Origin of the sequence: Niallia taxi, from assembly GCF_004005475.1 — a bacterium.
Lineage (GTDB): Bacteria > Bacillota > Bacilli > Bacillales > Cytobacillaceae > Niallia > Niallia taxi.
Genome location: NZ_RZTZ01000012.1, coordinates 109,622 through 131,759, shown reverse-complemented (window position 1 = coordinate 131,759; position 22,138 = coordinate 109,622). Strand labels below are relative to the sequence as shown.

General features: G+C 38.1%; 18 protein-coding genes and 2 riboswitches. Of the genes, 5 read left to right on the top strand and 13 right to left on the bottom strand.

Translation table 11 applies throughout. The features are described from left to right. Window positions 1-5 precede the first annotated feature (5 nt). The 11 genes from EM808_RS22025 to EM808_RS21975 form a co-directional block, all read right to left on the bottom strand. Window positions 6-1,499 (bottom strand): DEAD/DEAH box helicase, encoded by a 1,494-nt coding sequence (locus tag EM808_RS22025; RefSeq protein WP_127740832.1) that lies wholly within the window; start codon window positions 1,497-1,499, stop codon window positions 6-8. Window positions 1,500-2,236: 737 nt separating this feature from the next. Continuing rightward, window positions 2,237-2,929 carry an alpha/beta hydrolase gene (locus EM808_RS22020; protein WP_328040714.1) on the bottom strand — a complete coding sequence of 231 codons (693 nt, stop codon included), beginning with the start codon at window positions 2,927-2,929 and terminating at the stop codon, window positions 2,237-2,239. Between the two features lie 146 nt (window positions 2,930-3,075). Then, a complete protein-coding gene (locus EM808_RS22015; RefSeq protein WP_127740828.1) occupies window positions 3,076-4,455 on the bottom strand; it encodes a UDP-N-acetylmuramoyl-tripeptide--D-alanyl-D-alanine ligase in 1,380 nt (459 codons plus the stop codon). A 121-nt stretch (window positions 4,456-4,576) separates the two neighbouring features. After that, a complete protein-coding gene (locus tag EM808_RS22010) occupies window positions 4,577-5,647 on the bottom strand; it encodes a D-alanine--D-alanine ligase (protein ID WP_127740881.1) in 1,071 nt (356 codons plus the stop codon). 228 nt (window positions 5,648-5,875) lie between these two features. Continuing rightward, window positions 5,876-6,475, bottom strand: a complete 600-nt coding sequence (locus EM808_RS22005) for a cob(I)yrinic acid a,c-diamide adenosyltransferase (RefSeq protein WP_127740826.1) — start codon at window positions 6,473-6,475, stop codon at window positions 5,876-5,878. Window position 6,476: 1 nt separating this feature from the next. Continuing rightward, complete coding sequence (locus EM808_RS22000) at window positions 6,477-7,955, bottom strand: adenosylcobinamide amidohydrolase (RefSeq protein ID WP_127740824.1); 1,479 nt, start codon at window positions 7,953-7,955, stop codon at window positions 6,477-6,479. Between the two features lie 4 nt (window positions 7,956-7,959). Continuing rightward, complete coding sequence (locus tag EM808_RS21995; RefSeq protein ID WP_396898156.1) at window positions 7,960-8,991, bottom strand: FecCD family ABC transporter permease; 1,032 nt, start codon at window positions 8,989-8,991, stop codon at window positions 7,960-7,962. Further along, a complete protein-coding gene (locus EM808_RS21990) occupies window positions 8,978-9,937 on the bottom strand; it encodes an ABC transporter substrate-binding protein (protein WP_127740820.1) in 960 nt (319 codons plus the stop codon). The genes EM808_RS21995 and EM808_RS21990 overlap by 14 nt, the downstream gene beginning before the upstream one ends. Window positions 9,938-10,132: 195 nt before the next feature. Next, window positions 10,133-10,318, bottom strand: a riboswitch (cobalamin riboswitch). Window positions 10,319-10,360: 42 nt separating this feature from the next. Beyond that, window positions 10,361-11,107: a DNA/RNA nuclease SfsA gene (sfsA, locus tag EM808_RS21985; RefSeq protein ID WP_235856681.1), complete on the bottom strand. Its 747-nt coding sequence runs from the start codon at window positions 11,105-11,107 to the stop codon at window positions 10,361-10,363. 8 nt (window positions 11,108-11,115) lie between these two features. Next, entirely contained in the window at window positions 11,116-11,895 is a 780-nt protein-coding gene (locus tag EM808_RS21980; protein ID WP_127740816.1) for a hypothetical protein, read from the bottom strand. A 370-nt stretch (window positions 11,896-12,265) separates the two neighbouring features. Next, on the bottom strand, window positions 12,266-13,600 hold the full coding sequence (locus EM808_RS21975) for a 5'-deoxyadenosine deaminase (RefSeq protein ID WP_127740814.1): 1,335 nt from the start codon (window positions 13,598-13,600) through the stop codon (window positions 12,266-12,268). Window positions 13,601-13,646: 46 nt separating this feature from the next. Next, window positions 13,647-13,746, bottom strand: a riboswitch (purine riboswitch). 176 nt (window positions 13,747-13,922) lie between these two features. Between EM808_RS21975 and mgtE the strand changes: the two genes are divergently transcribed. The 3 genes from mgtE (at window position 13,923) to EM808_RS21960 (ending at window position 17,630) form a co-directional block, all read left to right on the top strand. After that, window positions 13,923-15,281 carry a magnesium transporter gene (gene mgtE / locus EM808_RS21970; RefSeq protein WP_127740812.1) on the top strand — a complete coding sequence of 453 codons (1,359 nt, stop codon included), beginning with the start codon at window positions 13,923-13,925 and terminating at the stop codon, window positions 15,279-15,281. Between the two features lie 180 nt (window positions 15,282-15,461). Continuing rightward, a complete protein-coding gene (locus EM808_RS21965) occupies window positions 15,462-16,622 on the top strand; it encodes an FtsW/RodA/SpoVE family cell cycle protein (RefSeq protein ID WP_127740810.1) in 1,161 nt (386 codons plus the stop codon). Between the two features lie 555 nt (window positions 16,623-17,177). Continuing rightward, the gene (locus tag EM808_RS21960; protein ID WP_127740808.1) at window positions 17,178-17,630 is read left to right on the top strand and encodes a Dps family protein; all 453 of its coding nucleotides are present in this window, start codon (window positions 17,178-17,180) and stop codon (window positions 17,628-17,630) included. A 61-nt stretch (window positions 17,631-17,691) separates the two neighbouring features. Here the strand turns inward: EM808_RS21960 and EM808_RS21955 are convergent, their stop codons facing one another. Further along, the gene (locus tag EM808_RS21955) at window positions 17,692-18,594 is read right to left on the bottom strand and encodes a YegS/Rv2252/BmrU family lipid kinase (protein WP_127740806.1); all 903 of its coding nucleotides are present in this window, start codon (window positions 18,592-18,594) and stop codon (window positions 17,692-17,694) included. A gap of 135 nt (window positions 18,595-18,729) precedes the next feature. Between EM808_RS21955 and EM808_RS21950 the strand changes: the two genes are divergently transcribed. Next, a complete protein-coding gene (locus EM808_RS21950; RefSeq protein ID WP_127740804.1) occupies window positions 18,730-19,386 on the top strand; it encodes a potassium channel family protein in 657 nt (218 codons plus the stop codon). A 172-nt stretch (window positions 19,387-19,558) separates the two neighbouring features. Continuing rightward, complete coding sequence (locus tag EM808_RS21945) at window positions 19,559-21,073, top strand: mechanosensitive ion channel (RefSeq protein WP_127740802.1); 1,515 nt, start codon at window positions 19,559-19,561, stop codon at window positions 21,071-21,073. A 199-nt stretch (window positions 21,074-21,272) separates the two neighbouring features. On the opposite strand, the gene EM808_RS21940 is transcribed toward EM808_RS21945, so the two are convergent. Then, a complete protein-coding gene (locus EM808_RS21940; RefSeq protein ID WP_127740800.1) occupies window positions 21,273-22,052 on the bottom strand; it encodes a divergent polysaccharide deacetylase family protein in 780 nt (259 codons plus the stop codon). Window positions 22,053-22,138: the final 86 nt, after the last annotated feature.

Genomic DNA, 22,138 nt, shown 5'->3' with positions numbered 1-22,138 from the left:
TTCTATTATCTATATGAGTTGGATTTAGAATAACTGCTGCTGGATTGACCTGATCTTTTATTGCTGTAACCTTGTCTTTGGCGAGAATTAGAATTAGAGCCTGAGTTACTATAGCTCTTCTTGCCTTTATATCCTCCACCGCTGCTGTTACGATCATTAAACTTACGATCGCGTCTTTGTGGAAGCGGCTTTTCTTCTGTCAATCTGACAGGAGTTGTATCCGGCTCTTTTGTCAGCATTTTAAGGACAGCAGCTACAACAGTAGAAGCATCCTTTTGTTTTAACAATTCGTCTGCTGTCGACTTATAAGAATCAAGATTATTTTCATCAATAATATTCATGATTTTTTCCATTACAGCTTTTTGTTGACCTTCAATTGCTTGATCAACAGTAGGTGGGATCAATTTCTCCATTTTTTTATTTGTCACTTTTTCGACAACTTGAAGATATGATCTTTCACGGTATGTGATAAAGGTAATTGCCATCCCTTCTTTACCAGCTCTTCCTGTTCTTCCGATACGGTGAACATAGCTTTCTGGATCTTGCGGGATATCAAAGTTGTAAACATGCGTAACTCCAGAAATATCTAAACCGCGGGCAGCAACATCTGTAGCTACAAGAACATCGATTGTACCTTCTTTAAATTTGCGTAAAACAGACATACGCTTCGCTTGGCTCAAATCACCATGAATGCCTTCTGCTGTATAACCGCGCAGGTTCAAAGCTTCAGACAGCTCATCAACACGGCGTTTTGTGCGGCCGAAGATGATTGCCAATTCAGGGGATTGTATATCCAATAATCTTGTTAGAATGTCAAACTTAGTTTTTTCCTGTGTCTCAACATAATATTGTTCAATAAGCGGAGTTGTCATTTCTTTTGCTTTTACTTTAACAACCTGTGGCTCCTTCATGAAGCGTTCTGCCATTCTTCTGATTTGCGGAGGCATTGTAGCAGAGAATAATAATGTTTGTCTTTCTTCCGGAATCTTAGAAAGAATTGATTCTATATCATCGATGAATCCCATATTTAGCATTTCATCTGCTTCATCTAAAATAACAGTCGACACATTATCTAATCGAAGTGTTTTTCTGTTGATATGATCAAGTATTCGGCCTGGAGTACCTACAATAATATGCGGGTTCTTCTTAAGTGCACGGATTTGACGATTGATGTCTTGCCCACCGAAAATAGACAATACTCGCGTACGCTTTCCGTAACCGATTTTATACAGTTCTTCCGAAACTTGTATTGCTAATTCTCTTGTTGGCGCAATGATAATCCCTTGAACGACGTCACTGCTTATATCCACTTTATCCACTAACGGCACACCGAAAGCTGCTGTTTTTCCAGTACCAGTTTGCGCCTGACCAATCAAGTCCTTGTTTTGAAGGCTCAAAGGAATTGTTTCAGCTTGAATAGGAGTTGCTTCCTCAAACCCCATTCTATTTAATGATTTCATCGTCGCAGAACTGATCCCTAAATCTTGAAACTTAACCAATATATTCAAACTCCTTCTAGTCATTAAAAATATCCACGGTATAATGGTCTATCCCATTAATAACCATTGTATGTACCCCATTTTCCCCATCAATGAAACATATATAAATGGTTTGACCCTCCACTTTATCCGTTTTTTCCCCAAACAGTTAATGAATTACACTAAACTACGTATATTTTTTCATGAATGCATAAGTTTTTGTGGATTATTATCATCACTTGAAATTAATAAGGAGAAACTCCGAGGCTATATGCTTTTTTTCTCAAGTTATGAGATACTGTTCAACCAATTTAAATAGGAGAAATATTTCAAATGACTCTATAAATTTTTATAGCTAGCTACAACTGAAAAGTCAGCCAAAGACAGAGAAATTTCGAACACGATATGTGAATATTGCCCGCATATAAAGTGATGCAAAACAAGGAACGTCAAGCTGGATAATTTCTCTCTATTTGACTGCTTTTTATTCGATATAATCATTGTGCCTTTTTCAGTATATCCATTTAACCTTTTTTCATAATGCTTTTAAAAATAATCTTATCACTTACAATATCGGTTTGCAATAATGTGGAAGTTCAAAAGCCAAGTTTCTGTATCGGTTTTAAAACCCTCCTCAAGGCTTGCTGTTAACAGCTGCAGCAGTATATTTTTATGGAAACCAACAAAAAAATAGGATATTAATCCTATCATTTTTTCATGCAGTAAACATACTTAAGATACAGAATAAAATAGCTCCATTAAGATAAAAAATTTAATATTTGTGAAAAAAGAGCTTGATTATCCTTACAATGGCAGATTAAATGCTTAGAATTCTTCATATAAACAATTTTTTTCTTTTTTGCTTTAATTGTTTGATATAAGTAATCAGCACTTTTTAGAGGCACTATACCATCGCTGTCACCTTGTGCAATAAAGGTTGGAATTGTGACACTTTCCAGAAGTGGCTTAATATGTCGTACAAGTTTTCTAAACTGGATAGTGGCAGAAAGAGGCGTTGTTTTGATTTTATAGGAATAACGGTTAAACAATTCATTTTCAAACAATTTTCCGTTATAAAGATCTCGGCACATATTGATTATATCTGCCCTTAATTGTTTAGGATTAATATAAAAGGCTGCAGCGCTCAACAGCACAAGTTTTTTTACAGGATAACGAGCAGCTAAATAGCTTGCAATCATTCCTCCCATTGAAAAGCCAACCACATAGACTTCCTCATGTCTTTCTAACAATTCCTCCAATGCCCTTTCAGCGCAGTGAATCCACTCATTAAAGGAGACCCCTTTTAATTGCAAAAGTTCACCGTGTCCTGGCAACACCGGCATGGCACATTCCCAATCCGTATGTTCTAGCAGGTACTCAGCCAGCGGCTCCACCTCATTTGGAGCTCCAGTAAATCCGTGAATACATAGACAAGCAGTCAATGATAACACCACCAATAATTTTTATTTACATTTTACACTATTATGCTAAAAATTACACTAATCAACCTTATCTTGTTATTAACTCAAAAAAAGGGAACCAGAATCAGATAGATTCTTCGTTCCCTTTGATGTCCATTAGACTGAAAACTTCATGATTATTGGAGAGCCTTTACGACTTCCTCCAGCCTCATTCCTCTTGAAGCTTTTACAAGGACGGCTGTGTCTGCATCAACAACCTTTTCCAGTTCCTTAATAAGCTCACTTTTGTCTAAGAAAGAGCGGACTCTATTTTCAGCAAGTACCGTTTTTGCTCCTTCAGCAATATGCTCGCCCAATTTTCCAAATGTAAATACATAATCAATGGCAGCAGCATCTATCGCCTCACCAATACTGTAATGGAAGATTGCTTCATCTGGACCCAATTCTAGCATATCTCCAAGAACAAGCACCTTAGATTTGAATCCTGGTAAGCTTTGCAGCACATTAATAGCAGCTCTCATGCTGGTAGGACTGGCATTATAGGCATCATTGATAATCTTCAAACCGCCCTTCCCTTCCACAAGCTCCATTCTCATATTAGTCAGTTTAAGATTCTCAAAGCCTTCATTCATTTGCTCATAGCTGATATCAAAATAATCTGCTACTAGCATACCTGCCAGCGCGTTCAGAATATTATGTTTACCTAATATCGGCAGACTAAACTCCTGCTCACTAGCGTTGATTTTAAATTTGCTGCCAGTACTGCTTTCCACAATATCAAATGGATACAGGCTGTTAGTATCTTCTAAACCAAAGGAACAGCTTTCCGAATCAGCCTTCTTCAAGCTTGGAATTTTGCTTAATAATGGTTCATCGCCAAAATAAACAATCCTGCCGCCTTCCTTTAATCCGTTAAGTATCTCCATTTTTGCTTCTGCAATGCCTTCCCTTGAACCAAGGTCCTGCAAATGGGAATCCCCGATATTTGTGATGGCAACAACATCAGGCTCAGCCAGCCTTGTTAAAAAATCAATTTCTCCCCTGCCGCTCATTCCCATTTCCAGCACAGCAATATCTGTGTCTTCCTCTAAACTCAAAACAGTCAACGGAAGACCTAAATGATTATTATAATTTCCTTCTGTTTTCTGGACTTTATATTTCAGTGACAACAGATTTGTCGTAATATCCTTTGTGGATGTCTTTCCATTACTTCCTGTTATGCCGACAACCTTTATATCCAATTCATGTCGGTAACTTTTCGCAAGCTGCTGGATGCTCACAAGTGGGTCACTTACAAAAATCAGCGGCAAATGCTTAGGCGGATTTGGAACATCCTTTTGCCAAAACGATGCAGCTGCTCCGTTTTGAATAGCAGCCTCCACGTATTGGTGCCCGTCTGTCTTATCTCCTTTAAAAGGAATGAAAAGATTGCCTTTTTGTATCTTCCTTGAGTCAATCGTCACCCCGTTAATGACAATTTCTCCGATATCAGTTGAACTCAAAGTTGCATCTGGTCCAATCATATGTGCTGCTTGTTGTAAAGAGCGCCGAATCATAGCAGTCTCCTCCTTCTTTTATGTACGCTTTTTAAAGTATATTGCCAAAAAAAAGAGGCAATTAAGAGATGCCTCTTTTTTTAAGAGTTGGCTCATTTTATTTCAAATATGCCTATACCCATTAAAAAGTATATTTAATGCTTTGTTTTTCCTGGTGTCTCTCCAAAGCCAAATCTACAAGCTTTTCAATAAGTGCTGCATATTCTACATCTGTATGCTTCCATAATAGCGGGAACATACTGAATGGTGTAAACCCAGGCATTGTGTTTACTTCGTTAATATACACCTCTCCTGCACTCGTTAAGAAGAAGTCAGCACGGACAAGACCAGAACAATCTAAAGCCTTAAATGCTTTTATTGCGTCTTCCTTTATGGCTGCATATTCCTGCTCTGAAACCTCCGCAGGGATAACTAGGCCTGTATTTCCGTCCTCATATTTTGCTTTATAGTCATAGAAATCTGTTTTTGGCAGAATTTCACCAGCAACTGTTACTTCTGGATAGTCATTGCCAAGAACACCGACTTCGATTTCTCTTGCGATGACGCCTTCTTCCACAATGATTTTGCGGTCGAATTGGAAGGCCTCTTCAAATGCAGCATCCAATTCTGAGCGGGATGTACATTTGCTTATACCCACACTTGATCCTAAGTTAGCAGGTTTAACAAAGCATGGGTAACCAAGATTCTCTTCTACTTTAGCGTATGCAGCTTCCTTAGCGCCTTGCCATTCACTTCTAATGAAGGATGTATATTTCACCTGGTTCAATCCAGCTACTTCAAAAATATTTTTCATGACAACCTTATCCATACCAGCTGATGATGCAAGTACACCATTACCTACATAAGGAAGATTCAAAAGCTCAAGCAAACCTTGAACAGTCCCGTCTTCTCCATTTGGTCCATGCAGCAATGGGAAGATTACATCCAAAGGGCTGTCATTTGTTTGGAACAAGTCAGGAGAAAGTACTGTCGCAGAATGGCCATCCTGTCTTTTAAACTCTAATTCTTTCACTGTTTCTACAGGTCCTGTTAGCTGATTTCCTTTAATCCATTCACCCGTCTCCGTTATGTATATAGGATGAATATCAAATTTATCTGTATCCAAGGCTTTTATAACCGCCAAGGCTGTTTGCATACTAACTTTATGTTCAGCGGATTTTCCACCGTATAATAAACCAATTTTTTTCTTCATCATTCGTACCTCCATATTTTAAAGACACACACTTGTTATTCTACCACTAGAACTTTATCTTCAAAAGAGGAATCATGGACTAGCATTAGCCTTTTTATCAATTTGTAAAGTTTCTACATGATTTGTAATAATTTATGTTCAGAGGCAGGAAAATGCAGCTTATTCACACAATATTTTTTAGGCATGCTCTTCAAAAATCAACAGTCAATCCTATAAGCTAAATGAACCTCAATTATCAGGACCTTTTTCTCCTCGAATTGCTTTATCTACATGAAAAACCTTTGCGCTTCTCACATATTCAATATCACGCACACCACTGCGAAAGTTCAAGACTCGAGCTAATGCAAAGAAATAATCAGATAAACGGTTTAAGTATTTTAATGGCAAATCAGGAACGCTCTCTTCTTCTCTCATTAAAGTAACTACACATCTTTCTGCCCGTCTCGTTACTGTTCTGGCAATATGGATGGCTGCAGCAGCGTTTGTTCCCCCAGGTAAAATAAATCGTTCAAGCGGCGGCGCTTCTTCCGTTAACATATCTATACGCTTTTCTAAAAAAGCAATAGCTTCCTCAGACAGTTTTAATTGCCTATCTTTTATTATGCTTGCTAAATCCCCACCACAATCAAATAATTCATGCTGAATTTTCTCCAAGTCCTCCCTTATATCTAAAAAGGTCTCATGCTCCAGCAAGGATATGGCTTGTCCGACAAAGCAATTTGCTTCATCCACTGTGCCATACGCTTCGACTCTGATGTCATCCTTGGCAATTCTTCCGCCAATAATGCTCGTCTTGCCTTTATCACCTGTTTTCGTATAAATCTTCATTTCATCCCTCTTTTCTAGCTTTTATGCTGCTTTCCCTTTTATCCAAAGCCTCTGTTATACATTCATAAACGCCTTTAGCAACTACTTTGCCTAAAGAAGTGATTGTGCCCGCAAACTCATGATGCTCTCCAGTTTGGGTTGCTGCAATAAGTAAGCTGTCTGTTGGAGTACCTGTCGCTGTAGTTCCTGTAAGAGGATCAGCAACTTGTCTGTTACGAAGAACACTTGTCTTCGCCTCTGTCGCTGTCATCGCACATTGCAGAAATGCTTGTTCAGACAGCTCTCCATTAATAAAAATCCACAGATTGATTGTTCCAGGTAAAAGGTAGGAGGGATGCTGCTCACTCAAAGCTGCATCCACCGCATGTCCTACACTTGCAGTGACAACAATAAAAACAGAGGAAGCACCTGCTTGATAGCTTCCATACGCAGCATCCTCAAGCTCAACTGCGGTCATCATTCCTACCGTCTCACTCGGCAGAAAACCATTGTTCTCAAGATAACTTTTCATTTCCACCTTATAATCTTCACAATGATAGTCTTTATTTACATGTCGATTAACAAAGTATTTATGCCAGCCGACTCCAGCTCCTGTCATACCAGAAGACAGTGTTTTCAGTGGAAAGTTAGTGGTAATAGATATGTAGTCACGGGATATATGCAAATGTTCTTCACCGATTACTTCATGCCCTGATTTTTCAGCTGATTCAGGAGAAATAACTAGCTGAGCAGCAGGGACTTGCGGATGTAAGGTTCTCATTACATCTGTTTTATATACCTTTTTTATTGTATTCTCTTGCAGAACTTCCCGAGGATTAGCATCTGATTCTATCTGATTGTGATGGAGCAGCAAAAGCCTGTCACAGTACAAGCTAGCTAAATTCAAATCATGAAAAATACAGACGATAGTCAGTCCTTTATCCCTGCTCCACATTTTCAAAGTATCGAGCAGTTCTTTTTGAAAGGATAGATCCAGATGATTAGTAGGTTCATCAAGAAGAAGAATCTCCGGCTCCTGTGCCAAGCATTGCGCTAAATACACACGCTGCTTTTCTCCTCCTGAAAGCTCTCCTATCAAGGAATCACTGTAATGACTAATACCCGTCTGTTCCATCGCTCTACTGATAATGGCTTTATCCTCTACAGTCAACCCCTGTATCCAGCCTGTTTGGTGAGCATATCTGCCCATTGAAACTATTTCTTTAACAGTATAAGAAAAGGTCTCAGTTGTTTGTTGCGAAAGAGTAGAAACGATTCTCGCAAGTTCTTTTTGTTTATATTGTGTAAGCTTCCTCTCTTTAATGAATAGATCACCAGAATCCGGTTCGAGGATACCACTTATCAGTTTAAACAATGTTGTTTTCCCACTACCATTTGGACCAAGAATGCCAAGCATCTCCCCCTTTTGTACAGAAAAAGTGATATTCTCTAGCACCTTCTTCTTTCCGTAATGAAAGGAAAGTCCTTTTGCTTCAAGCATCGTTCTACCTCCCCTTCCTTCTATAATTTAATAGCAATACAGCAAATACAGGGGCACCTGCAAGTGCAGTAATAACACCAATCGGCAGCTCAGCAGGAGAAATGATTGATCTTGCCAGCAAATCAGCGAGAATTAGAAAACCACTCCCAACAAAAATAGACAGCGGCAGCACATGACGATGATCAGGTCCAGTCAGAAGTCTGATTAAATGAGGAATAACAAGACCAACAAAACCAATTGTTCCTGACACTGCAACAGCAGCTCCAGTCAGCATACTTCCAGCAAGCAGGATTAATATCTTTCTATACCTTACTTGTACGCCTAAATGCTGTGCACGCTCTTCTCCGAACGCCAGTATATTGAGTTCCTTTCCTTGCAGCAGCAAAATCAGACAGCCGAAAACAAAAAAAGGAAGAAACATTTGAATATAAACCCAGCCTCTCATCGACACACCTCCGAGCAGCCAGCCAATCATCTGTCTAAGCTCATCACCAGTTAATGCGATGAAAAGCGAGATAAATGCAGCTAGAAACGAACTAAAGATAATGCCTGTCAGTATAATCGTTTCTACCTTCATTGCAGGGTCAAGTCTTCTTGCGAACAATAAAACACATAATATCGTTATAAAAGCAGACAGGATACTTAGTACAGGCAATGTGTACCCGCCCAAAACGGGGATTGAAATATGAAAGAACAATGTTGCAACAGCTCCAACCGAAGCACCTGAAGATACACCTAATGTATAAGGATCAGCTAACGGATTTCGCAACAAACCTTGAAAAGAACAACCAGCAATAGCAAGACTTGCACCGACAAGCCCAGAAAGAATAACACGTGGAAGGCGGATATTATAAACAATATTTGCCTGCATTTTGTCTACATCAAATATTTCAGTTGGACTGATTAAGTTTGCGAAGATTTTTACAATGGTCAAAAAGGGCACTGAAACGGTTCCAACTGAAATCCCTAGAAAAAGTGCGATGATGAGAAAAAAAGCGGCCAATAAATAAGCCGCTTTTCTATTATTTAAAAACATCCGGATATACTGCCTTCGCAAATTCCTGTATTCCTTGTGCAAGCCTTGGACCTGAACGGGAAACAAGGTCTTCATCAACTTCTACTATTTGCTTGTCCTTTACTGCCGTTACATTTTCCCAGCCATCTCGCTTCGTTACTTGCCCAACAGGATCTGGTGAAATGCTGCCATATGTTGTAATAACGACATCTGGATCCGCCTCAATGACTGCTTCCTGGTCAACCTGAACCCAGCCAGTTTCCTTAATAACATTCGTTGCATTGATTGTATCAATCATTTCTTGCATGAATGTATCCTTTCCTGTTGTAAATGCATCAGGGGCAGGACTAACCTCTACATAAACATCCTTTTTGTCTTTAGCAGGGATGCTTGCAGCCTTGTCTTTAATAGAAGCGATATCATCCTTCATACCTTCAACCACTTCTTCTGCTTTCGCTTCCTCCCCAACTGCTTCACCAATCATCTCAATGCTTTCGTAAACACCATCAAAATCAGTCGCATCATTAACAACAAGCACATCTATTCCAGCATCTCTTAGCTGTTGTAATCCATCTGCCCATGTATCAGCTACAGACTCATGTGCAAGAACTAAATCAGGATCTAATGAAATAGTTTTCTCCACATTTAACTCCATACCTGCTACTTTATCAATATCTGTTGTTTCACTAGGGTAGTCATCACTTTCAGAAACACCAACTACCTCATCACCGACTCCAAGTGCAAAAGCTACCTCTGTATTACTTGGTATTAATGACACGATTTTTTCTGGCTTGTCATCAATAACAACCTCTTGATTGATTGCGTCCTTAATAGTGACAGGAAAAGCAGCCTCTGTCTGTTCTGATTTTTTCTGGCCATTATTTTCATTGTCGGAAGCTTGTCCACACCCAGCTAAAACTAAGCATGCAAGTAATGCTCCGCAAAATAATGAATAGTACTTTTTCATCTCTCTTCCTCCCTTTCATGTTCGGAAAAATAAAAAGGAGTCAGTCTTTTTGAACACATAAAAAAACACACTTATCAATAGCATAATGCATAAAAGAAGTGTGAGAGCTCATGTTTTCCTTTTTTGGACAGACTCCGGGAAGGACCTTCATTATAAAAATCGCGCTCCACACCATCCTATCCTCGTAGGCATTTTAAGGTGCATAGATGAATGGCAGGTCTCCTGACTCATGACTATTGCTTTTTGCGCCTTCCCATACAATTACAGTGGCATATATGCTAAAAAGCAGTCATTTACAGTGGCGGGACCGCGCTGGATTTTCACCAGCTTCCCTTTTAAGCTTGCTTTCCAAACAACAAGCACCATTCTCTATCTTTTTCATTTTTCATCAACGTTGATTATACACTAATTGAACGTTCACCGTTAGCTAATATCAAGCATTTTTTTATCAAGCTGGACGGGAATTGAACGGGAAAGCTGAATCCCCTCTAAGGACATATCACAAGTATATGCCATCAGCCTTACGCCAGCCTTTTCTGCTTGCTCCAAGCATTGTGCAAAAAACGGATCAATATGCGCTGCGGCTGTAACCAGATCGACATCCTCCCGCTGTACAACAAATAGGATAGCTGTTTGCCACTCTCCCTGCTTCGCAATGGCCGCAAGCTCTTGTACATGCTTTGCTCCCCTTGCCGTGACTGCATCTGGAAACATTCCAATTCTGCCATGTGCAAGTGTGACGCTTTTTACCTCTAACAGAAGCCCGTTGCCTGCTTCATCCTCCAACATAAAGTCCCATCTTGAATGCCCATAAACAAACTCTGATTTTTTCCATTCGTATGAAGACAACTCTGGAAGTGCAAAATTTTTCAACACCCTTTCAATAAGCTTATTCGGGTACGTTGTATTTATAGAAACAAAAATCCCTTCATACTCGACAAGAACAGCAGTCCACTTCGTTTTTCTATTAGGGTTTGTGCTTGGAAGCACATATACTGCTGTATCTTTTTGTAATAATTCCTTCAATCTGCCTGGATCAGCTAAATGAACAACTTCTATTGATCCTTTATATAGACAATGAAGAATAAAGCGATTGGGCCTTTCTTTAAACACCATTTTGACAAGCTTTTGCGGAAAGGCTTCAGAAATATCCCTACTCAAACTGCTCACCTGTCTTTTTAATTAATGATTACTTCCCATTCCTTCGTCCTTTTATCATAAACAAGTTTACCGTCCACATTGCCTTGTTTGCTTCTTTTCTCGTATTCCTCATACATATCGTCCATATTCGCAAAGTCGCCGATAACCCAGATAGGTATTTCAATGCGCATCCTGTTTTGACTTGCCTTTCGAATGGAAAGTACCATTCCTTCCTTCATCATCTCCTTCAACAATAATACTCCTTGTTGACTTAACGGTGTGAAGATGCGTTTTTTCTTAACCCCGAACAGTGTTTTGTCTGCTTTTAGACGGTTTAATTTCTGACTTATTACCTCACCGAAAAAAGAATAAAACATAGGAAGATTTTTGTAATATGTCTTATTAAACCAGCCATCATCATGGGCAAGGTATACAAATTGATTGTTGAGATGCTGATAAAAAGGAGCCTTCAAGTGATCTCTTTTATGAGCAAGAAAGAGGAGCTCTGCAATTGTCTGTCCATGAAGAACATCTAATGCCTCCGTTTCTTCAAAATCAATCCACGCAAAATCCCCATAGCCATAAACATCCTCTTTAGCCAGCTTCGCTAATTTCTGTTCGGGAACATAATCGAACATTGTATGTGTATGTAATTCACCATCATCAAACTGATGCTTCAACAGTAAGATGGACGAAATAGATTGAGCTAAAAAATGATAAAATTCATAAAATTCTATCCCATATGAGAGAACAAATCGTTCCTTTTCATGCAAATGGATATACACTACATCCCGGATATCATGATTGCCTTTTTTCATAAAGTACCCCCTAAACACTTTAAGCAATAAATAAATAGATACTTTTTATCCACTTCAGTTTATCAAAAACAAATTAAAATAGCTCTTAAATGATATTTCACTCTAATGTAAACAAATTCTCAGGTATTATTTCTCCTGTATGCTTTCCAAATATAAAAAGAAAGATACAAACAGATGCCATTTTCCATTACATTATACAAGTTATCTCCAGTGTTTTATATAATTATCGGAACAATATAAAAAATGACATATGGTTGTAATCTTCACTAAAAAAAACCGCCTCCATTTTAAGACGGTTTTACACCTTTGACAATAATCAAAGAAGAAGAGATATATATTGTTTCTTAGAAAAAAATTTAAACATTACCCCCTACACGATATTTGTCCTTTTAAGCAATCTTCTAATACTAGTGTCTGCTTCTTTTAATATAATTTGTTTATCCATTGTTCGCATAATTTTGTTTTCCATGATAATTCGGCCGTTAATAATGGTTGTAACAACGTCAGCTCTTGTTGCTGAATAGACAATTCTTGAAACTGGATCAACATCATAGGAAGGATACGTATGGAAGTTCTGTAAGTTTAAAATGGCAATATCAGCCTTTTTACCAACCTCTATACTGCCGATTTCCGTTTCAAGTCCAACAGCTTTTGCTCCGCCGATTGTTGCCATCCGAAATACTGTTCTTGCATCCATGGCTGTTGGTCCGTGGATGGGCTTTTGTATTAATGCAGCCAACCTCATTTCGTTGAACATATCGAGGTTATTATTGCACGGAGCACCATCTGCCCCAAGACTGACAGAGGCATGATTATGCAATAGATGTGGCGTTTCTGCAATGCCTGAAGCGAGCTTTAAATTTGATCCAGGGCAATGACTTACATGAACACCTTTTTCTTTAATGATTCTTTTTTCTTCTTCATCCAACCAAATGCAATGAGCTAAAATGAGGCGATCATTCGCAAGGCCTAAGTGGTCGAGATAGACGACATTCCTCATCCCTGTTTCTTGTTGGACGATTTCAATCTCCGTTTTATTCTCTGAGGCATGTGTATGAACAAATGTCTTATATTTATCGGAAAGCACCTTTACTTCCTTTAAAAGCTCCTCTGTACAGGACACGACAAACCTTGGGGAAAATGCATATTGTATTCTACCGTCATCAAACTGATCCCACTTTTCTAGTAAATCAACACTTTGCTGGATGGAATCTGCTGTTTTCTCCTGAAGAGCTGCTGGCACTTCACTTCCCTTATCCATCATTACTTTTCCAGAAACAGCCCTAATTCCGCTTTCGGCAATAGCTTGAAAAGCAAAATCTGCATGATGAACGGTTTCCATATCAACAATTGTTGTCGTACCACTTTCCACCAGCTCTCCGATGCCAAGCATTGCCGAATAATAGATGGACTCCTGATCATGAGCTGCCTCTAGTGGCCAAATTCTTTTGCGAAGCCAATCCATCAGCTCTAAATCATCTCCTTTGCCTCTGAATAAGGTCTGACATAAATGAATATGTGTTTGTACAAATCCTGGTATTACTGTGTGATTTGCTGCATCAATAATTTTATCTGCACTAGCAGCATGGAGTCCTTGACCGATCTCCTTAATACGGTCATTTTCAATTAAGATATCCCCAGTAACTATTGTCTCTTCTGCATTCATTGTAACGATTTGCGCATTTTGTATTAGTATTGTGGACATTGTCCCATTCCCCCTTTTAAACATAAAAAGCTACGAAAAAACAAGCATACAAAGCCTGTTTTTTCGTAGCTAGAAATTTACGGTTTCTAAGTAGAGACCCTTAAACCAATTATTAAGGATATACGAAAATAACATAATTAAAATAATATTTATATGATAATATTAACCGAATCTCATTTGACGGCAAGTTAATTGTCAGAAAACTTAACATACTTTTTACAGCACTGCGTTATAAAAATATCCATTTCATTCTTGGTGTTTATTTCATATAATAGTACAGGGTATTAAACAACTATGACTTCGGCGGAAAGGAGTGGGAAGTATGATACAAAATATGTCAGTTAATCAAATCACACTTCACATCATTAAAACACTGAAAGAAAACAAAAAGGCAGAGTTTGAGACTATTATAGACGAGCTTCAGCCCTATGATATTGCGCAAATTTACGAAACACTCCCCGATAAGCATAGGACCCGCTTTCTCCTTTTTCTTAACACAGATTTATTAGCAAACCTGCTCGAAGAGATTAATAAGGAAGAGCAGCTTGATATATTAAATAAGCTTGGCGTTGAAAAAACTGGTAAGGTTCTTGATTTAATGGACAATGACGACCTCGCGTCACTTCTTAATGAGCTTTCACCAGAAACAACAGAGCAATTGCTTTCCGGCATGAAAAAAGAAGAGTCTATCATCGTCCAAAACTTGATGAATTATCCGGATGAAACAGCCGGTCGCATGATGACAAACCGTTTCGTATGGATACGCGACTATTACACAACAAGGGAAGCAGTTGATAAACTGAAAAGCTTTGCAGATTTCGCAGAAACATTAAGCTACCTTTATGTTATCAATCAAAAAAGACAATTGGTTGGTGTTGTTTCCTATCGAGACTTATTAATTGCCGAACCGCAGGATAAAATCATGGACATTATGTATGAGCGGGTCATCAGTGTTTCTGTTACGGAAGACCAGGAGCAGGTTGCTCATATCATTCAAAAGTATGACTTTTTAGCCATTCCTGTCGTCGATGAAGAAAATATGCTGATGGGTATTATAACTGTCGATGATATCATTGACGTTGTTATTCAAGAGGCCGATGAAGATATTCAAAAATTATCTGCCGGTGGTAAGGATATAGACTTTGATACGAAAGCACATATCGCAGCATACCGCAGACTGCCATGGCTTATTTTGCTCCTGTTTATCGGCATAGTGTCAGGCAGTATTATCAGTTCTTATGAGGATATTCTCAGTAAAGCAGTGGCATTATCCTTTTTCATGCCGATGATTTCCGGAATGACCGGTAATACTGGAACACAATCACTCGCAGTGATTGTACGTGGATTAATCTCTAATACGATTAATAAACGGATTGTTACAAAGGTAATCTTTAGAGAATTACTTGTCGGCCTTATAATTGGAGCAACATGTGGCATAATCATCACATTAATAGCATATGTATGGCAAGGAAGCCCTGTCTTAGGATTTGTTGTTGGATGCTCCCTTTTCTTTACACTTATTATCGGCACACTGTCTGGTACAATCATTCCGTTGATTTTATATCGCTTTAAGATTGATCCAGCAGTGGCATCAGGTCCACTTATTACTACATTAAATGATATTTTTTCTTTGTTTATTTATTTCGGTATTGCAAGTGCCTTCCTCAAGCATCTTATGTAAACACAAAAACGTTGTATTAGAATTCAATGAACTTGTTCTAATGCAGCGTTTTTCTTTTTTCCTTTCCACTTAAGTAAAGTTTAAAATCTTTTCGATATTATCAAAAAATGGAAACTATTTTTCAAAACTATCCGTCTAAGTAATAGCACTTCATTTTTTAGTTATATAAGGAGTTATCTTATGCGAGGAAGAAGTAACCAATTTTCAGATAGATTCGATTGGACCCTATGTCTGCTAATCATGCTCTTTTGTTTGACAAGCTGTGTATCCATTTATAGTGCCAACAAAGCATACTTACCTACACAGCTTATGTGGTATGGAATTGGAGCTATCGCCATCGCTGTTCTCACATACTTTGACAATGAACAATTTAGAAAACTGACTTGGATTTTTTATGGGGTAGGTATCGCACTTCTTGTCGGACTTGTATTTGCCCCAATTACTGATTTTACACCACAAAGAAATGGCGCTCAAAGCTGGTATGTAATCCCAGGTATCGGCAGTATCCAGCCATCAGAGTATATGAAGGTATTTACTATTATGGCTTTGTCAAAGGTAATGCATGACCACCATGAAAAGACAATCTACACAACATTCAAAACAGACTTTATCCTTTTGTGCAAAATGGCATTAGCTGGAGGAATTCCAATTGCCCTTGTTATTGTTCAGGATTTAGGAACTACTTTAGTACTTATGGCAATTCTTGCAGGAATGATCCTTGTATCAGGAATCACTTGGAAAATTATCATCCCAATATACGGAACTGCCCTCTCACTTGGATCCCTTATTTTATATTTAGCCATATACGGCAGAGACTTCCTGCTTAAATATTTGCACATCGAAGACTATCAATTTAAACGAATTGATTCATGGCTCGATCCTGTTGAATCTGGGGATTCAGGCCTTCAACTCGTTTGGTCCCTGCAGGCAATTGGGTCAGGCCTTATTTCTGGAAAAGGTCTTGGTAATATCGAAGTTTATATACCTGAAAGACATACCGATTTTGTATTCACCATTATCGGGGAGGAATACGGCTTTATTGGCGGAAGCCTTATTATTATTCTTTATTTCCTTCTCATCTATCATTTGACTCGAACTGCCTTTATATCCAATGACCCTTATAGCATTTATATTTGTGTAGGTGTTATCAGCATGATAGCTTTCCATGTGTTTGAAAACGTTGGAATGACAATACAGCTTCTTCCCATTACAGGAATTCCATTACCTTTTATCAGTTATGGAGGTAGCTCATTAATGACAAACATGATGGCAATGGGACTCATCTTCAGCATTCGTTATCATCATCGTACTTATATGTTTTCTTCCCGTCTTGCTGTTTAATAAGAGGTTTGGTCATAAATAATGGAGTATGCATCAAAACCGAGTTATTTAATCAACCGTCGATTAAATAACTCGGTTTTTTTTTTACGTTTTTAGTTGTAATACTATAATTAAAAAAGCTTAGTGGAATGGAGCGGAGTACACTCGACTACTAAGGGATATGGAAGAAAGGCTAGACCCCGCGGAAAGCGCGAGGACGAAATGAAACGAACTAATTATATAGTCACATGCTTCAAATTTAGATGTAATTTTATTATTCGTGTTTAGAAAGGTTATCTTTTGTTTTGTCTCTTCCTCTTTTTTGATTGTTTAAGTACGACTGTTATCAGGGTATAGTTTTTTAACAGTTGCAGAAAATAACGAAGATATTTGAAAGATTTATGAACATTTGAGCTACTTACTAGTCTTCCATAACTTTCCTGTATATGATAGAAGTAGAAATAATTATTAATAAATTAAAATAAAAACTAAATTAAAATAATTATAAATAAGTATTGATTTTAAATTAAAACTTGTTATAATTAAAATACAAACAACCGAAGGGAGCTAATAATAATGGGATTACAAACTAAAGTTGAATTACAAAAAGAATTGAATGTACAAGTAGCAAACTGGAGCGTACTTTACACAAAACTTCATCAGCATCATTGGTATGTTAAAGGACCTTTCTTCTTTACATTACATGAGAAATTTGAGGAGCTTTACGATGAGGCAGCAGATGTAGTGGATGAAATTGCTGAACGCTTACTTGCTATTGGCGGAAAACCTGTTTCTACTTTGAAAGAATTTTCGGAGACTTCGACACTGGCAGAAAGTACGGAAAAATTATCTGCAACTGAAATGGTGAGATCTCTTGTAGAAGATTATAGCCAAATCAATACACAACTAAGATCTTTAGCTGAGCACGCAGACGAGCTTGGAGATACAGTAACACATGACATTGCAATTGGATTGACAGAAAAAATCGAAAAACATCTATGGATGTTAACAGCATACTTATCAGAATAAAAAGTAGGCTTCTAACGAATAAGAAATAAGGCATCCATTAAAGGATGCCTTATTTCATTTATTAAAAATCAGGTCGAAGCATTTTTATATGACTCGGGAGCACCTTCAGCTCGCTTGGTGTTTTTGTGTATACCTCTCCATCCATATCGACATCTACAAAATGTTCAGAGCTTATTTTAATATGTTTTCCACTCATATACAGTACTTCTTCTTTAAGCTCTTCATCCGTTTCAAAATCTATTTTACGGAGATCATTAAGCTCCTTTAACAAATGAAGATTGGTATTTTTAACAATAAAGACATCTACTAAACCGTCGTTATAGGATATTGTTGAAAATGGAAGTTGTTTTCCACCAATATACTTGCCGTTCACAACCATTGCCAAAACAGCCTTTTCTCTTATTTCCTTTCCATCTATATTCATGACAAGCTCTTTCGGCTCGGTATTTTGAATAGTTCTGATGGCACTCAGTAAATAGCTGGCCCTGCCAAGGATGTTTTTTTCTTCTTCTCTAATATTGTTTGATGTTTCAGCTACAAGACCTATCCCCCAAAAATTCAGGAAAAAAGCAGAGTCTGTCTGAATAATATCTACAGGCTCCTCGACTCCGTATAAAACTAACTCTTCAGCAGCCCTTTGCAGATTTTGCTGTATATTTAATGTACGACTGAAATCATTGCATGTCCCTCCTGGAAGGATGGCTAGCACCGGCCTTTTTTGTAAGCCAGCTAAACCGTTGACACATTCATGGATGGTTCCATCTCCGCCAAGAACAATAACAAGTTCTGTCTGTTCTCCATATTTCTCGCAAATCTCAGCAGCATGATTCGGTCCTTTTGTCTTAAATACCTGCAAATGATCAATTTCCTTCGCAAACACATGCAAACAGCTTTGAAGCTGTACGTCTATTTCCTTTTTCCCTGCATTTCCATTATAGATAAAAAGGGCATTTTTGTATTTCATATCGAGATAAACCCTCCTTTTTTTTACCCTATACCCATAAATGCAGGAATTTCTAACTTCCTGTCCTTAATTTTGGAAAGATATAACATTGTGTTAGAATTAAATCCATAAATCTCGAACCGTGGAGGAACCTTTGTGAAAAAACAATTTGTAGTTATCGGTCTCGGCAATTTCGGCGGAAGTCTCGTCAAGGAATTTTTTGATGCGGGTACAGAGGTGTTGGCAATAGACCAATCTTTGGAAAGAGTCGAAAAATACCGACCGTTTGCAACACACTGTGTACAAGTCAACACCATGAGTGAAGCCACACTCACACAGCTTGGTATCCGCAACATGGATCATGCCTTTGTGGCATTAGGTGACGATATTGAGTCAAGTGTGCTTACAACACTTATTTTGAAAGAAATGGGAATGAAGCAGGTATGGGTAAAGGCCGCCGATGTCTACCATAAAAGAGTGTTAGAGAAAATTGGTGCAGACAAGGTTATTCATCCAGAACGGGATATGGCAAAAAGGATTGCCCATCATGTAATATCAGAAAAAATGATTGATTATATTGAGTTATCGGAGAAACACGGTATTGTGGAGCTGGCAGCCTCAGACAAAGTGCATCAGCGATCACTTCTTGAATTGAATATCCGGGCAAATTACGGCTGTACCATTATTGGAATCCAGCGAAAAGGGGATACAATCGTCTCTCCTGCTGCTGAGGAGAAGATTTTAAAAGGCGATACACTGATTGTCATCGGTAGTAATGAAGATATTTATCAATTTGAAAAGGATGGACTATAAACGGAGAACTATGCGGAGAATCTCCGTTTTTTTTTATGGTGAAAAATATTCAGCAAGACACTGATATGCTCCTATATTTCACCTCAACCTCTATTCCAACATAAAAATTTTTGCGTTTATTCTTTTTCTTGACGGGTAATAAGGACAATAAGTCAAGACAAGGAGGAATAATATGATAAATAACAGTGGAAATTGGAATGGATGGAACAACTATTTAGACAGATTGCCAGATTTTCTTTTGGCAGTAGTCGTATTAATCCTCGGTTGGATTATCGCGAAAATTATTGAAAAAGCAATTTATAAAGGACTTCAGAAATCAAAATTAGATGACAAAATATTTCCTGAAGGAGCATCAAGGAAATACTCTTCCGAAAAAATAATCAGTAAGATTATCTACTTTATTTTACTCGTATATGTATTCAGTTTATTCTTTAACATCCTGAATCTTACTGTCATCACATCACCACTAGTATCCATGCTTTCATCTATTTTTGGGGCAATCCCAAATATCTTAAAAGCTGCCATTATTTTATTGGTTGCATGGCTAGTCGCTTCAGGCTTAAAATTCTTAATCAAAAAATCAGGCAATACATTGAAAGTACATGAAAAGCTAAATAAATGGAAATTATTAGATAATAATCAACAACAGCCTAACTTAATGGACAAGGTAGCTAATATTGCTTTTTACCTTGTGCTGCTTCTTTTCTTGCCTGCAGTATTAGGTGCTCTTAACCTATATGGAGTTTCTGAGCCGTTTGCTAATATGCTTCAAAACATACTAGCGTTCTTGCCTAAGCTTCTTGCAGCAGCAGTAATCATTTTAGTCGGCTGGTTTGCAGCAAAGATTGTTCGCACAATTGTTACAAGCTTCTTACAGAGCATTGGTTTAGAATCATTGGCGAACCGCTTCGGATTGACGAAGTTATTTGAAAATACATCGCTTGCTTCTATTATTGGGAATGTGATTTTCATTTTCATCATGATTCCTGTCGTTATTTCTGCGTTGGAAAAACTAGATATTGAAGGAATCTCACAACCGGCAATTAATATGCTAAATGATATTTTAACAATGATCCCAAATATAGCAATTGCCATTTTCCTTGTCCTTCTAGGTGTTTGGATTGGTAAATGGATTAAACAAATGGTTACATCATTGCTATCAGGCCTAGGTCTTGACAACTATGTTCACAAAATGGGAATCGCTCCTACAACAAGCATTGCCAACCTTATCGGCTCAATCGCTCAAATATTAGTTGTCTTTTTATTAGCAGTCCAAGCATTAAATCTGCTCGGCCTTGAATTCTTAGTAACATTATCGACTGCTGTAGTAGCATACTTGCCACAAGTCATTGCAGCTGTTGTGATTATTGGTGTTGGCTTATGGCTAGGAGTACTTGTCAAAAACACACTTGGCGGCTTGCTTCACGGACCAGCGTTCAGACTTCTGCCTTCTGTTGCAAAATACGCTATTATTGCGATAACAATCTTTATGGCTTTAGACCAATTAGGGGTTGCATCTTCTATCGTCACATCTGCCTTTGTTCTTATCCTTGGTGGATTGGCACTTGCCTTCGGACTAGCATTTGGTCTTGGAGGTAAAGATTTCGCAGCAAAAAGACTAGGGAAGTTAGATGCAAAAATGGATGAATCTAAAATCAATAAAAACGATGGTAACAGCAGCATCTAACCATTTCTCTCTCATAAAGAAAACTCCGCATATATATGGCGGAGTTTTTTTATTATCAGAATAACTGCATTTTTTGATCATTATTTATTGATATGAAACCAATTTCATAGTATATGCTTAATGAAACGGTGCAGATATCAGCGTAATATGCTGTCTGAGGCATAGCGTAATGATAACTGCCCGCTGCTTTAACATATCTTTACGGCAAATCTGTATCAAGCAGTTCATAGCCGTCCACCAATGTGGATAATGGTACTATATCCGCGTCCTTTTGATAGACAGGGATATATTGTTTTAACACCGTAACAACCGCAGGACCTGATATGCCAACATGGCCTATCGCGATATATTCCCCTCTTTTATTAAGATTTTCTACAAGCTTGGTTGCCTGCTTCTGGATATGCTGGTTGGAATATATATGATCAAAAAACATATTGTTCTCTAAATAGGGAACCTGCAATTCCTCTGCCAGTTTTTTCACAACACTTTTCCCTGTCGTTTTACTATCCAAATAAAATAGATCATGCTTTTTACATTCCTCTAAAATAATCCTCATAACTCTTTCATCTTCAGTAGCCTTCGAACCCATATGATGATTCATTCCCACTGCATAAGGAATATTATCAATTGCTGATGACACTCTTTTTCTGATTTCTTCATCACTTAAATTTGTTGTAATAGCTCCGGGACCAAGCCAGCTTTTTTTGCCGTGCTTTGGCTCGAGCGGCATATGAACTATTACCTCATGCCCCTTTTTATGTGCTTGGATGGCATCCTCTCTGCTTGTGGACATAAAAGGCATAATCGCAACGGTGATAGGCACAGGCAAATTTAACATTTCCTTTGTCCCTCTCATGTTGTTTCCGAAGTCATCAATAACAATCGCAAGCTCTTTTTTCACCTGATTCTCCTCTTTTGCAGCATATACAGGCAAACAGGTAAACGTAAGCAAGCAACATAGAATAAAGGATTTTCCCATAAGCACACCTCTTTTTTTCTTAGTATTTTCTTCTTAGCCTGACTTCATCCACAGATTAAACAACAACAAAAAAGTCGACTCAGCAT